The following is a 12657-nucleotide window of genomic DNA, read 5'->3' on the forward strand; positions in this document are numbered from 1 at the left end:
TAACAGAATGCCGCGCCGCTCGCGGGTCCTTAACTGGTCAAGTCACGGATCAGGGCGCCAACCCGCGCCACCCGTTTCTGAGGTTCCGCCAGATCGATGAAGAACTTGAGCTTGTCCCCGCCCTCCATCCGAAACTCCTTGGGTCGGCTCTGCATCATTTGGATCAGCCGCAGGGGATCGATCTTAGGCTGATCCCCAAAGAGGATGCGCCCCCCCGCGGGGCCAGCCTCGATCTTGCGGATGCCCAGGGGCTGTACCGCCAATTTCAATTCGGTAATGGCGAAGAGGTTGCGCGCCGGCTCGGGCAAGAGGCCGAAGCGGTCGATCATCTCCACCTGGAGTTCCCGCAGTTCCCCGGCATCGGCGGCGCTGGCGATGCGTTTGTACATGACCAAACGCCCGTGGACGTCCGGCAGATAATCCGCGGGCAGCAGGGCGGGCAGGCCCAGGTCGATCTCGGCGCCGTGATCCAGGGGCCGGTCCAGTTCCAGCACCTGGCCGGCCTTGAGGGCAGCGACGGCTCGCTCCAGCAGGTCCATGTAGAGGCTGAAACCGATCTCGTGAATCTGGCCGCTTTGCTCGTCACCCAGCAGCTCGCCGGCGCCGCGGATCTCCAGGTCGTGGGTCGCCAGGGTGAAACCGGCCCCAAGCTCCTCCAGGGATTCGATGGCCTCCAGGCGCTTCTTGGCGTCCGCCGTCATCAGCCCCGCCGGGGGCGTGATGAGATAGGCATAGGCGCGGTGATGGGAGCGCCCGACCCGGCCGCGCAACTGGTGGAGCTGGGCCAGGCCCAGCTTGTCGGCGCGGTTCATCAGGATGGTGTTGGCGCTGGGGATGTCGATGCCGCTCTCGATGATGGTGGTGCATACCAGCAGATTGAAGCGCTGGTGGTAGAAGTCGCGCATCACCCGCTCCAGGTCGCGCTCGCGCATCTGGCCGTGGGCGACCCGTACCCGCGCCTCCGGCACCAGGGCCTCCAGCTTCTGGGCCATGTTCTCGATGGTCTCCACCTCGTTGTGAAGGAAATAAACCTGACCGCCGCGCTTGAGCTCCCGCAGCACCGCCTCCTGGATGAGGGCGTCGTTCCAGGGGGTGACGAAGGTCTTGATGGGGTGCCGGGCCACCGGCGGGGTGGCGATGATGGAGAGGTCGCGGAGGCCGGACATGGCCATGTTGAGGGTGCGCGGAATGGGGGTGGCGGTAAGGGTGAGGATGTCCACCTCGGAGCGCAGGGCCTTGAGGGCCTCCTTGTCGCGCACCCCGAAGCGGTGCTCCTCATCGACCACGACCAGGCCGAGATTTTTGAAGCGTACCGACTTCTGCAGCAGCTTGTGGGTGCCGACGACGATATCCACGGTGCCGCTGGCCATGCCATCCAGGACGACCTTGGCCTCCCTTGCGGTGCGAAAGCGCGACAGATTCTCGACCTTGACCGGCCAGTCGGCGAAGCGGTCGGAGAAGTTCTGGTAGTGTTGCTGGGCGAGGAGGGTGGTGGGTACCAGCACCGCCACCTGCCGGCCGCCGCTCACCGCCATGAAGGCCGCGCGCATGGCCACCTCGGTCTTGCCGAAACCTACGTCGCCGCACACCACCCGATCCATGGGCTGGGGGGCGGCCATGTTGTCGAGAATAGCCTCGATGGTCCGCTCCTGGTCGGGGGTCTCCTCGAATTCGAAGGCGGCGGCGAAGGCGGCATAGTCATCCCCGGGGGCTGGGAAGGCGACGCCGACCCGGGCGGCGCGACGGGCATAGATGTCCAGCAGCTCCGCCGCCACGTCGTGGGCCTTCTCGGCGGCCTTGCGCTTGACCCGGTCCCACTGATCGCCGCCCAGGCGGTGCAGGGGGGCATTCTCCGGCGAGGCACCGGTGTAGCGGGAAATCAAATGCAGGGAGGAGACGGGGACATAGAGCTTGTCCCCCCGGGCGTATTCCAGGGTCAGAAATTCCGTGGTCATGCCGCCCACCTTGAGGGTCTGCAAGCCCAGGTAGCGGCCCACGCCATGATCCTCGTGGACCACGGGGGCGCCCTCGTGCAGCTCGGTGAGGTTGCGCACCACGGCGTCGCCGTCCCGGGCGCGGGCCCGCTGGCGGCGCTCCTGGCGGACCTTCTCGCCATAGATCTGGGTCTCGGTGACCAGGGCCAGGTCTTCCTCTACCAGCCAGAGCCCCTGTTCCAGGGGGGCCACCGTCAAGCCCAGGCTGACCTTGCCCTTCAGAAAGCCGATCCAGTCCGCGACCGGGGTGGGGCTGAGTCCCAGGCCCCTCAGGCTGTCCGCCAGCATCTCCCGCCGCCCGGTGCTCTCGGCGACCAGGAGGGTGCGCCGTCGGGGGGCGGCGAGAAAGCCCTTGAGCTGCGCCGCCGGCTCGGTGGCACGGACCTGGATCGCCAGAGGGGGCAGGGTCGCCGTGGCAAAGTGGGTGAGCCGGGAGAAACCCCTGCGCCGCTCCGGGGCCTCGACGGACTGGCAGAGCACCCCCGTCAGGCCATTCAGGCGATGGGCCAGCTCCTCCGCCGTCATAAAGAGGTGGCGTGGTGGCAGCAGGGGCCGCTCGATGTCATGGCGGCGCTGCTCGTAACGCCGCTCCACGGCCTCGAGAAATCCCGCCGCCGCCTCGCGGCAGCCCTCGGTCTCGATCAGCAGGACCTCGTCCGGCAGATAATCGAAGAGGGTCGCCGTCTCCGCGAAGAAGAGCGGCAGGTAGTATTCCAGCCCCCCCGGCGCATGACCGTCGGAGACCTCGCGATAGATGAGGCTGGCCTGGGGATTGCCCTCGAACTGGGCGCGGTAGTGTTGGCGAAAGCCCGTGATCGCCTCCTCGCTCAGCGGAAACTCCCGGGCCGGCAGCAGGCGGATGGCCTCCACCTTGTCCCTGGAGCGCTGGCTGTCCGGGTCGAAGGTGCGGATGCTCTCCACCTCCGCGTCGAACAGGTCAATGCGGAAGGGCTCCTGGCTGCCCATGGGAAAGACGTCCAGCAGTGAGCCGCGGACGGCGTATTCACCATGGGCGATGACCTGGGAGACGCACTGGTAGCCCGCCCGGTCCAGGCGCAGCCGGGTCAGGTTCAGGTCCAGCCGGTCGCCCAGAGCCAGCACCAGGGAGTGGCCATCCAAATAATGGCGGGGAGCCAGCCGCTGCAGCAGGGTGGCTACCGGCGCCACCAGCACCCCGCGCTTCAGGCCAGGGAGCCGGTGCAGGGTCAGGAGCCGTTCCGAGATCAGCTCCGGCAGGGGCGAAAAGACGTCGTAGGGCAGGGTCTCCCAATCTGGAAAGCCCAGCACCGGCGTCTCGGGATCGTCGAGAAAGAAGCCCAGCTCAGCCGTCAGCCGTGCCACCCCCTGCACGTCCGGCGTCAAGGCCAGGATCAGCCGTTCCCCTTGCCCCGCCGCGCGGGCAATGGCCAGGGCCAGACTGGATCCATAGAGACGTCCCCACTGATGACGTTCCCCAGGACCAAGGGGTAAGGGCGGCTGGAGGGGGGAAGAATGGACTTCGGAGGACATCACAAAGGCGGACCAGGGCTGACTGCTAAGCGCGGGATTCTCGCACAGGCCGCCGTCATGGGCATCTGTTCAGCCTGGATAGTTGCTTCGGGTTGGCGCCTGGACCTTTGCCCTGGGGCCTAAATGCGGGTTGCGCTGGAAGGCTAAGCCCGGTATCATTGCTAATCTCAGATGCGGGGTGGAGCAGTCAGGCAGCTCGTCGGGCTCATAACCCGAAGGTCGTAGGTTCAAATCCTGCCCCCGCTACCAAATAAAAAAGGGCTTACGGATTTATTCCGCAAGCCCTTTTTCATTTTGGGCCCCGGTGCTAAATTCTATCCCACGCGCACCCGGTTGAAACCCATGAGCAACATGTCGCCATCTTCGAGCGGGTGTTACCGGACTACCTGGCCGTCCGTGCCCAGTATGCTGGCGAGGCCAGGTAGGGGCATGCCCTGGCCAGGGTGTCTCCGAGTTGTCGGCCTCTTCCACCCCCCGTTGACTTGGGAAAATTCAGATGTCTGAAGAACTGCGAAAGAGCGCGCTGGATTATCACCGGTATCCGCGTCCGGGCAAGCTGGCGATCCAGGCGACCAAGCCACTGGCCAATCAGCGCGACCTGGCCCTGGCCTACTCCCCCGGGGTGGCGGCGGCCTGCGAGGAGATCGTCGCCGATCCCCTGGCGGCGGCCCTTTATACCAGCCGCGGCAATCTGGTGGCCGTCATTACCAACGGCACCGCGGTGCTAGGGCTGGGGGCCATCGGCGCCCTCGCATCCAAGCCGGTGATGGAAGGTAAGGCCGTCCTCTTCAAGCAATTCGCCGACATCGATGTCTTCGACATTGAGATCGATGAAGGCGACCCCGAGCAACTCATTGAGACCATCGCCCGTCTCGAACCCTCCTTCGGCGGCATCAATCTGGAGGACATCAAGGCCCCGGAATGCTTCATCGTCGAAAAGGCCCTCAAGGAACGCCTGAAGATCCCGGTCTTCCATGACGACCAGCACGGCACCGCCATCGTGGTCTGCGCCGCCGTCCTTAATGGCCTAAGGCTGGTCGGCAAGGAGATTGGCGAGGCGCGACTGGTGACCGCCGGCGCCGGCGCCGCTGCCCTGGCTTGCCTGGACCTCCTGGTCTCCCTCGGCCTCAAGCCTGAACACATCATCGTTACCGACATTGTCGGGGTGGTCTATGAGGGCCGCGCCGAGGTCATGGACCCTTACAAGGCCCGGTACGCCGTCGCTACCCCTTACCGGACCCTGGAAGAGGCCCTGGACGGCGCCGATATCTTCCTGGGCCTGTCCGCCGCCGGGGTCCTCAAGGCGCCCTGGCTGATGAAGATGGCCGAAAACCCCCTGGTCTTCGCCCTGGCCAATCCCAACCCCGAGATTCAGCCCGAGGAGGCGCGGGCGGTCCGCCCCGACGCCATCCTGGCTACCGGCCGGACGGATTATCCCAATCAGGTCAACAATGTCCTCTGCTTCCCCTTCCTCTTCCGTGGCGCCCTGGATTGCGGTGCCACCGAGATCAACGAGGCCATGAAGCGCGCCTGTGTGCAGGCCATCGCCGATCTGGCCCGGGCCCGGCCTTCGGAGATCGTCCGCCAGGCCTACGGTGGCATGGACCTGCGCTTTGGCCCTGAGTACCTGATCCCCAAGCCCTTCGATCCCCGCCTCATCGAGCAGGTCGCCCCGGCGGTGGCCGAGGCCGCCATGGCCTCGGGGGTCGCCACGCGGCCCATCGCGGACATGGTCGCCTATCGCCAGACCATGCACGACAGCGTCTTCCGCACTGGCATGACCATGAAGCATGTCTTCGACCTGGCGCGCAAGACGGTGCGGCGGGTGGTCTTTGCCGAGGGCGAGGAGGAAATGGTGCTACAGGCGGTGCAGCAGGCGGTTGAGCAGGGCATCGCCCTGCCGGTTCTGATCGGGCGCCAGGCCGTGATCGAGCGGCGCCTGGCCAGTCTGGGGTTGGGCATCAAGGTCGGCGAGGATTTTCGCCTCATTGATCCCCAGAACAATCCGGATCGCGAGGCCCATTACGAGGCCTTTTTCCAGCGGGCCAAGCGGAGGGGCTATACCCCGGCCGAGGCGCGCGTGCATATCCGCAACTCGCCCACGGCCCTGGCCGCGGTGCTGCTCCGGACCGGCGAGGCGGACGCCATGATCAGCGGGACCGTCGGGGGCTACCGGAGCCATCTGGAACAGATCGAACTCATCATCGGCCGCGCCAAGGGCGTGGATCATATGGCGGCGATGACCGCCGTGGTGCTGCCGAGCGGGCCTCTCTTTATCGCCGACACGGACGTGCAGGCGGACCCGAACACCGAGTCCCTGGTGGAGATCACGGCCCTTTGTGCCGCCGAGGTGCGGCGGTTTGGTATCAAGCCCAAGGTTGCGCTGCTATCCCATTCCAATTTCGGCAGTCACAAGGATGCCTCGGCGCTGAAGATGCATGAGGCCTTGTGCCTGATCCAGCATGCCTTTCCGGAACTTGAAGTCGAGGGCGAGATGCGTGCCGACCTGGCCTTGTCCCATGCGATGCGGCAGCAGCGTTTTCCGGATTCCCTGCTGGAAGGCCGCGCCAATCTGCTTATCATGCCGAATCAGGACGCAGCCAATATCGCCTTTAATCTGCTCAAGGTGATGGGGGATGGAACCGCGATTGGTCCTATTCTCCTGGGCGCCGCCAAGTCGGCCCATGTGGTTACGCCTGGGGTCACGGTGCGGGGCCTGTTGAATATGACGGCCCTGGCGGCGGTGCAGACCCGTTGAGAAGAGCGGGGCAAGGCAACCCAGCCCGTTTTCGCACCCCCACACAAAGCCGGCGCCCTAGGGACGCCGGCTTTGTGTGGGGGGATGGTTTATCCAAGGAAATAAATTGGTTAGCTGCCGAAGGTGCTGTCCTGGTGTTTGGCGGCCTGGGTTTCGACCCTGGATACCTGAGATTGGCTCATGAACCCCTGATCATCTTCCGAGACCGTAACAGCGGCGGAGACACCACCAACGAGTAGCGCTAAAGCAGCGATTACACCTAACATTGTCTTCTCCAGATGAGATGTGATGGATGATGTGGATTAGTATATTAGGAAATTCTAATTCATCAAGCCATCATCTGTAACAAGATGTAACCGGCGCTGGCACCGTCCGCGCCATCCACTCCTTTCCTGAAGGGTCAAGCATGAAAAAAACGCTGGTAGCCGCGGTGTGTCGCGGCGGCTTCGCCCTAACCGGGGCCATTCTGCTGGGTGCTACCCTGGGCCTTGCCCATGCGGCCCCGGATCAGCCCTTCGAGGTCGCCGCCCTGGGCAAATCGGCCCCGGTCACGCCCGCCTGGGAGCGGCTGGATGGGGCTGGGCTGCATCTCCAGTCCGCCGCCGTCATGGTGGCGGACTCGGCGGGCCATCCCATCTATTCCAAACATGAGGACGAGCCCAAGTCCATTGCCTCCGTCACCAAGCTGATGACCGCCATCGTGGTGCTGGATGCCGGGGTGGACCTGAACGCGGTCATTACCATCCGGCCCGAGGACAAGGACCTGTTGCGCAACAGTCGCTCCCGGCTCCAGATCAATCGCGCCCACCTGACCCGCAGGGAACTCCTGCTGGTGGCTCTCATGTCCTCGGATAATCGGGCGGCGGCGGCCTTGGGGCGTACCACCTTCGCGGGCGGGACTCCAGAGTTCGTCGCCCACATGAACCGTAAGGCCAAGGCGCTGGGGATGAGCAATAGTCACTTCGCCGACAGCAGCGGCCTGAACGCCGACAACCGCTCCACGGCGCGGGATCTGACCAAGCTGGTGGGTGCCGCCTCCGGTTACCCCCTGATCCGGGAGGCCACGACTACCCGGGATGCCATGCTGCAGCCCCACCCCGGTGGTGGCGCCCTGGGCTATCGCAATACCAATCCCCTGGTCTCCAGTGAGGCCTGGGAGATCGAGCTGAGCAAGACCGGTTATATCACCGACGCGGGCCGCTGCCTGGTCATGCAGGCCATGGTTGGCGGTCGCCGCCTGCGTTTCGTGCTGCTGGATTCACCCGGCAAGCACACGCCCATGGGCGATTCCAACCGGTTACGTCAGTGGATCGAGCGGAGTCTGGCCAAGCAAGAGGCGGGTTGATGGGGTCTGTGCCGGAAGGGGGGCGGCGATAGGGCCCCTGCGCTGGAACCGGGGCTAACCCGACCGGGAACCACCAAAGGTCAGCGCCGTTCCTGCGGCCGGAAGTCGTAACCGGGCTTGGCCCATTGAGGCGCATTGGCAGGGGCGGGGTAGGCGGATAGCTCCCCTGGGTTGGGAGCGCCGGCTTTCTGCCGCTGCTGTTCGCGCGGCTTCAAGGGTCGATAGCTAAAGGCTTCCGAGGGGTTGGGGGTGGCCGGCGCATATCCTGACGGGTCCGACGGCTGCCAGGTGGTTTCCGGGGCTGGGGGCGGAGTCCAGGGCCGCCCTGTCGGCGATGCCTGACGGGGCGTATCGGCCTCTGGGGGTGGCGTCTCCTCGGTGGGCGCGAACAGCAGCCATCCCCCACCGATACCCAGCAAGGCGGCGACCAGATAGCCGGTGATCCTCATGACTCAAGCTGCCCCCGTCTCCCGTGATACCCTGTAGTGAGTATAGGCCAGGAGGGCGGCCCTCAGGCCGCTTCCGTCTCCTTGTCCCGTTCGATCAGGGCATAGGCGGAGTGATTGTGGATGGACTCAAAGTTCTCGGACTCCACAATGTAGGCGTCGATGCGATCATCCGCATTGAGCCGCACGGCCACGTCCCGCACCATGTCCTCGACGAATTTTGGATTGTTATAGGCTCGTTCGGTCACATACTTCTCGTCCGGGCGCTTGAGCAGGCCGTAGAGTTCGCAGGAGGCCTCCTTTTCCACCAGATCAATGATCTCCTCCAGCCAGATAAAGCCCCGGGTACGGACCTGGACGGTGACATGGGAGCGCTGATTGTGGGCGCCGTAGGCGGAGATCTCCTTTGAGCAGGGGCAGAGGCTGGTGACGGGCACCACGACCTTGATGAACATTCGCGGCGTGCCCTGGCTGATCTCGCCGATGAAGGTGACATCATAGTCGAGCAGGCTCTGGACGCCGCTGATGGGGGCCTTCTTGTTGACGAAGTAAGGGAAGCGCATCTCGATATGGCCCATCTCGGACTCCAGCCGCTCAGCCATCTCCGTGAGCATCTCCTTGAAAGACTCGATGCCGATCTCCTTCTCATGCTTGTTAAGGATCTGCACGAAGCGGGACATGTGCGTGCCCTTGAAGTTGTGGGGCAAATAGACGTACATGTTGAAGGTGGCGATTGTGTGCTGTTCGCCATCGCTGCGATCCCGTACCCGGACCGGATGACGGATGTCCTTGATGCCAACCTTATCAATGGCGATCTGGCGGGTGTCGGCGCTGGCCTGGACATCGGCGATGGGCAGGGGGCAGGATGACTTCTTGAGCGCTGAATCCATCGGGAATTCACCTTGACGCTAGGTCGTTGGGGGTGGCTGTTGGCCGATTATGGGGGCCAACTGGGGGCGGGACCGGGAAAAGCCAAGCCAGGGGACGGCCGGTCGGCGTGGCGATGGCGCGCTGCTTACCGGTCCCGCTGCACGATGTAAAGGGCAATCCAGCGCAGGGGATCGGCCTTGGCGTCGAAGGGCTCCAGGCTGACGAGCGCCTCGGCAACCAGATCCGCGGCCGCCTGGCGGGCGCCATCCAGGCCCATGATGGCCGGGTAGGTGGCCTTGAACTGGGCCTGGTCCTTGCCATGGGTCTTGCCCAGGATTTCGGTGGGGGCCTCGATATCCAGAATGTCGTCACGAATCTGGAAGGCCAGCCCCAGGCACTTGGCGTAGCGGTCCAGCCGGTCCGCCAGGTCCGGAGCCAGGTCCGGCGCGGCTTGGCTGGCCATGTTCACGCTGGCGCGAATCAGGGCGCCCGTCTTATGGATGTGGATGTTTTCCAGGGTGATGAGGTCGATCTCCTGGCCTTCGGCCTCCAGGTCCATGGCCTGGCCGCCGGCCATGCCGCGGGAACCCGAGGCCCAGGCGAGGCGGTCGATCATGGCCAGGCGGGCCTCGGGCCCAACCGCCAGGGTCTCGTCCCGGGCCAGCACCAGAAAGGCCTGTGTCATGAGGGCATCGCCGGCTAGGATGGCGGTGGCCTCGTCGAAGGCCTTGTGACAGGTGGGACGGCCCCGGCGCAGATCGTCGTCATCCATGGCCGGCAGGTCGTCGTGGATCAGCGAATAGGCGTGGATCATCTCCACGGCGCAGGCGATGGCGTTGACCTCTCCCGGCGCCAGGCCGACGGCGGCGGCGGTGGCGTAGACCAGGGTCGGGCGGACCCGCTTGCCGCCACCGAGGACGGCGTAACGCATGGCCCGGTGCAGCTTGGCGGGGGGTGCCTGTTCCGGGGGCAGCCAGGCCTCCAGGGCAGTCTCGATGCGCTGGCCGCAGGCGGCGAGAAACTGTGTCAGTTGGGTGTCAGACATGGTCGGCAAAGGGCTCCAGTTCGGCATCCGCGGATTTGGCGGAGAGGATCTGGACGCGTTGCTCGGCCTGGTCCAGGGTCTTCTGGCAGGTGCGCGCCAGGCCAATGCCCCGCTCGAAGGCCTCCAGGGAGGCCTCCAGGCTCAGGTCCCCCTTTTCGAGGCTATCCACCAGGGCTTCGAGATCGCTCAGGGCCTGCTCGAAGCCGGTCAGCGGAGTCTGGGTATCGGGGGTCATGGTGGGCTGCGGCCTGCTGGTTGGGAGGAGGGAGGGGATTCTCAAGGGCCCCTGGGGACGCGGAACCCCCATGCGCATTTGAATCCGCCGAAGCAGCTAGGTTACCTTTCACCCCTTTTGGCGGTCAAATCTCGCAGAGGAGCGCGCATCCGGCATGACAAGCACCTACAACGCCGCCGCCATCGAGGTCCTGAGCGGCCTGGACCCGGTCCGCAAGCGCCCGGGCATGTACACCGACACCACCCGGCCCAATCACCTTGCCCAGGAGGTCATCGACAACAGCGTTGACGAGGCCCTGGCCGGCCATGCCAGGACCATCGCCGTCGTCTTATATGCCGATGGCTCCCTGGAGGTCGGCGACGACGGCCGCGGCATGCCGGTGGATATCCACCCCGACGAGGGCCTGCCCGGGGTCGAGGTCATCCTCACCAAGCTCCACGCCGGGGGCAAGTTCTCCAACGATAGCTATCGCTTCGCCGGCGGCCTCCACGGGGTCGGCGTCTCCGTTGTCAACGCCCTCTCCCAGCACCTGGAGGTCTGGGTCAAGCGCGACGGCCAGGAGTACAACATGGCCTTCGCCCATGGCGACAAGGTTTCGGACCTGGAGCCCGTCGGGAAGGTCCCCCGCAAGGAGACGGGCACTCGCCTGCGCTTCTGGCCCGATTCCGGCTATTTCGACAGCCCGCGTTTCTCCACCCGCCGCCTCAAGCATCTGCTCCAGGCCAAGGCCGTCCTCTGCCCTGGACTGACCGTCAGTTTCCGCGACGAGGCCAGCCAGGAAGAGACGACCTGGTACTACGAAGACGGCCTCAAGGACTATCTGGTCCAATCCCTGCCCGACCGCGAAATCCTCCCCGCCGACCCCTTCACCGGCAATATGGAAGGCACCACCGAGGCGGCCGCCTGGGCCCTGGTCTGGCTCCCCGCCGGTGGCGAGCCCTTCGCCGAGAGCTATGTCAACCTCATTCCCACCGTCCAAGGTGGCACCCACGTCAATGGCCTGCGTACCGGCCTGACCGAGGCGGTGCGGGACTTCTGCGAGTTCCGCAACCTCTTGCCCCGGGGCGTCAAACTGGCCCCCGAGGACGTCTGGGCGCGCTGCGCCTACATCCTCTCCGTCAAGCTCCTCGACCCCCAGTTCTCCGGCCAGACCAAGGAGCGTCTCTCCTCCCGGGAGTGCGCCGCCTTCGTCGCCGGGGTCGTCCGCGACGCCTTCAGCCTCTGGCTCAACCAGCACGTCCAGGAGGGCGAGGCCATCGCCCAGCTCGCCATCGGCGCCGCCCAGGCCCGGCTACGCGCCGGCCGCACCGTGGTGCGCAAGAAGATCACCGCCGGTCCCGCCCTGCCCGGCAAGCTCGCCGACTGCACCGCCACCGACCCCGCGCGCGGCGAGCTCTTCCTGGTCGAGGGCGACTCCGCCGGTGGCTCCGCCAAGCAGGCCCGCGACCGCGAGTTCCAGGCCATCCTGCCCCTGCGCGGCAAGATCCTCAATACCTGGGAGGTCGAATCCAGCGAGGTGCTGGGCTCCCAGGAGGTCCACGACATCGCCGTCGCCATCGGGGTGGATCCCGGGGAAGACGATCTCTCCCGGCTCCGCTTTGGTAAGGTCTGCGTCCTCGCCGACGCCGACTCCGACGGCGCCCACATTGCTACCCTCTTGTGCGCCCTCTTCCTGCGCCACTTCCCGCGCCTGGTGGCGGAGGGCCATGTTTACGTCGCCCTGCCGCCCCTCTATCGCATCGATGTCGGCAAGCAGGTCTTCTACGCCCTCGACGAAGACGAAAAGCGCGGCATCCTCGACCGCATCGCCGCCGAAAAGCTCAAGGGCAAGGTCAACGTCCAGCGCTTCAAGGGCCTGGGCGAGATGAACCCCGGCCAGTTGCGCGAGACCAGCATCCACCCCGACACCCGCCGCCTGGTGCAACTGACCGTCGACGACCCGACGGAGAGCCGACTGCTCATGGATATGCTGCTCGCCAAGAAACGCGCCAGCGACCGCCGCGCCTGGCTTCAGGACAAGGGGGATTTGGCGGAGGTGACGCTGTAACTCTCGCTCAGGAAGCCTCTACGCTTCCCGGTCCAGATATGCCGCGCGCGCGGTTTTGACACCGCTATGATGCCAACTGATGCTTTCTCTTCCACAGTTCCTCGCAGGGGTTGGGTAGATCCCGGATGGTGGCGGCCTTTTCGCCCGGCGGTTTCTAGTATCAAGTGCAACACCTATTAGTGAACCGACCCATTGGGCTGGTTGAGACGTTCCAGCCTGGCCCGATAGACACTGATCGGCGGGAAGTAGCCGTGGATCGCGCGTGTCCGCTGGTTGAGGCGTTCCGCGATCGCATCCAGTTCTTCCTGGCGGTAGACGGACAAGTCCGTCCCCTTGGGAGGTATGGGCGCAGGAGGCCGTTGGTGTTCTCGCCGGACCCGCGTTGCCAAGGACTATGCGGGTCGCAGC

At 65.4% G+C, this 12657-nt stretch carries 8 protein-coding genes, 1 tRNA gene and 1 pseudogene; 4 read left to right on the plus strand and 6 right to left on the minus strand.

Going from position 1 to position 12657, the window contains the following annotated elements:
- Positions 1 to 29 precede the first annotated feature (29 nt).
- Positions 30 to 3503 carry a transcription-repair coupling factor gene (mfd, locus tag IPN92_09000; protein ID MBK8638405.1) on the minus strand — a complete coding sequence of 1158 codons (3474 nt, stop codon included), beginning with the start codon at positions 3501 to 3503 and terminating at the stop codon, positions 30 to 32.
- A 172-nt stretch (positions 3504 to 3675) separates the two neighbouring features.
- Between mfd and IPN92_09005 the strand changes: the two genes are divergently transcribed.
- From IPN92_09005 to IPN92_09015, 3 genes are all read left to right on the plus strand, one after another.
- Positions 3676 to 3752 (plus strand) — tRNA-Met (locus IPN92_09005).
- A gap of 247 nt (positions 3753 to 3999) precedes the next feature.
- On the plus strand, positions 4000 to 6261 hold the full coding sequence (locus IPN92_09010) for an NADP-dependent malic enzyme (protein ID MBK8638406.1): 2262 nt from the start codon (positions 4000 to 4002) through the stop codon (positions 6259 to 6261).
- A gap of 406 nt (positions 6262 to 6667) precedes the next feature.
- Positions 6668 to 7606, plus strand: coding sequence for a serine hydrolase (locus IPN92_09015; GenBank protein MBK8638407.1), 939 nt, complete (start codon positions 6668 to 6670; stop codon positions 7604 to 7606).
- A gap of 80 nt (positions 7607 to 7686) precedes the next feature.
- Here IPN92_09015 and IPN92_09020 read toward each other — a convergent pair whose 3' ends face one another.
- The 4 genes from IPN92_09020 to xseB all read right to left on the minus strand — a co-directional run bounded on the left by IPN92_09020 (position 7687) and on the right by xseB (position 10202).
- On the minus strand, positions 7687 to 8055 hold the full coding sequence (locus IPN92_09020) for a hypothetical protein (protein ID MBK8638408.1): 369 nt from the start codon (positions 8053 to 8055) through the stop codon (positions 7687 to 7689).
- Between the two features lie 62 nt (positions 8056 to 8117).
- The gene (locus IPN92_09025; protein MBK8638409.1) at positions 8118 to 8942 is read right to left on the minus strand and encodes a GTP cyclohydrolase I FolE2; all 825 of its coding nucleotides are present in this window, start codon (positions 8940 to 8942) and stop codon (positions 8118 to 8120) included.
- 125 nt (positions 8943 to 9067) lie between these two features.
- Positions 9068 to 9967, minus strand: coding sequence for a (2E,6E)-farnesyl diphosphate synthase (ispA, locus tag IPN92_09030; GenBank protein ID MBK8638410.1), 900 nt, complete (start codon positions 9965 to 9967; stop codon positions 9068 to 9070).
- Entirely contained in the window at positions 9960 to 10202 is a 243-nt protein-coding gene (gene xseB / locus IPN92_09035) for an exodeoxyribonuclease VII small subunit (GenBank protein ID MBK8638411.1), read from the minus strand. Before xseB ends, ispA begins: the two co-directional genes overlap by 8 nt.
- Positions 10203 to 10356: 154 nt before the next feature.
- Here xseB and parE point away from each other — a divergent pair, with 154 nt between their 5' ends.
- A complete protein-coding gene (gene parE, locus IPN92_09040) occupies positions 10357 to 12249 on the plus strand; it encodes a DNA topoisomerase IV subunit B (GenBank protein ID MBK8638412.1) in 1893 nt (630 codons plus the stop codon).
- A 260-nt stretch (positions 12250 to 12509) separates the two neighbouring features.
- Here parE and IPN92_09045 read toward each other — a convergent pair.
- Positions 12510 to 12655: pseudogene (locus IPN92_09045) on the minus strand (IS30 family transposase).
- Between the last annotated feature and the right edge of the window lie 2 nt (positions 12656 to 12657).

Source organism: Chromatiaceae bacterium (assembly GCA_016714645.1).
Taxonomy (GTDB): Bacteria; Pseudomonadota; Gammaproteobacteria; order Chromatiales; family Chromatiaceae; genus M0108.

What these genes read in the sequence shown, in the direction of transcription:
- mfd (MBK8638405.1), bottom strand. Translation starts at nt 3,503, where the DNA reads ATGTCCTCCGAAGTCCATTCTTCCCCCCTCCAGCCGCCCTTACCCCTT.
- IPN92_09010 (MBK8638406.1), top strand. Translation starts at nt 4,000, where the DNA reads ATGTCTGAAGAACTGCGAAAGAGCGCGCTGGATTATCACCGGTATCCG.
- IPN92_09015 (MBK8638407.1), top strand. Translation starts at nt 6,668, where the DNA reads ATGAAAAAAACGCTGGTAGCCGCGGTGTGTCGCGGCGGCTTCGCCCTA.
- IPN92_09020 (MBK8638408.1), bottom strand. Translation starts at nt 8,055, where the DNA reads ATGAGGATCACCGGCTATCTGGTCGCCGCCTTGCTGGGTATCGGTGGG.
- IPN92_09025 (MBK8638409.1), bottom strand. Translation starts at nt 8,942, where the DNA reads ATGGATTCAGCGCTCAAGAAGTCATCCTGCCCCCTGCCCATCGCCGAT.
- ispA (MBK8638410.1), bottom strand. Translation starts at nt 9,967, where the DNA reads ATGTCTGACACCCAACTGACACAGTTTCTCGCCGCCTGCGGCCAGCGC.
- xseB (MBK8638411.1), bottom strand. Translation starts at nt 10,202, where the DNA reads ATGACCCCCGATACCCAGACTCCGCTGACCGGCTTCGAGCAGGCCCTG.
- parE (MBK8638412.1), top strand. Translation starts at nt 10,357, where the DNA reads ATGACAAGCACCTACAACGCCGCCGCCATCGAGGTCCTGAGCGGCCTG.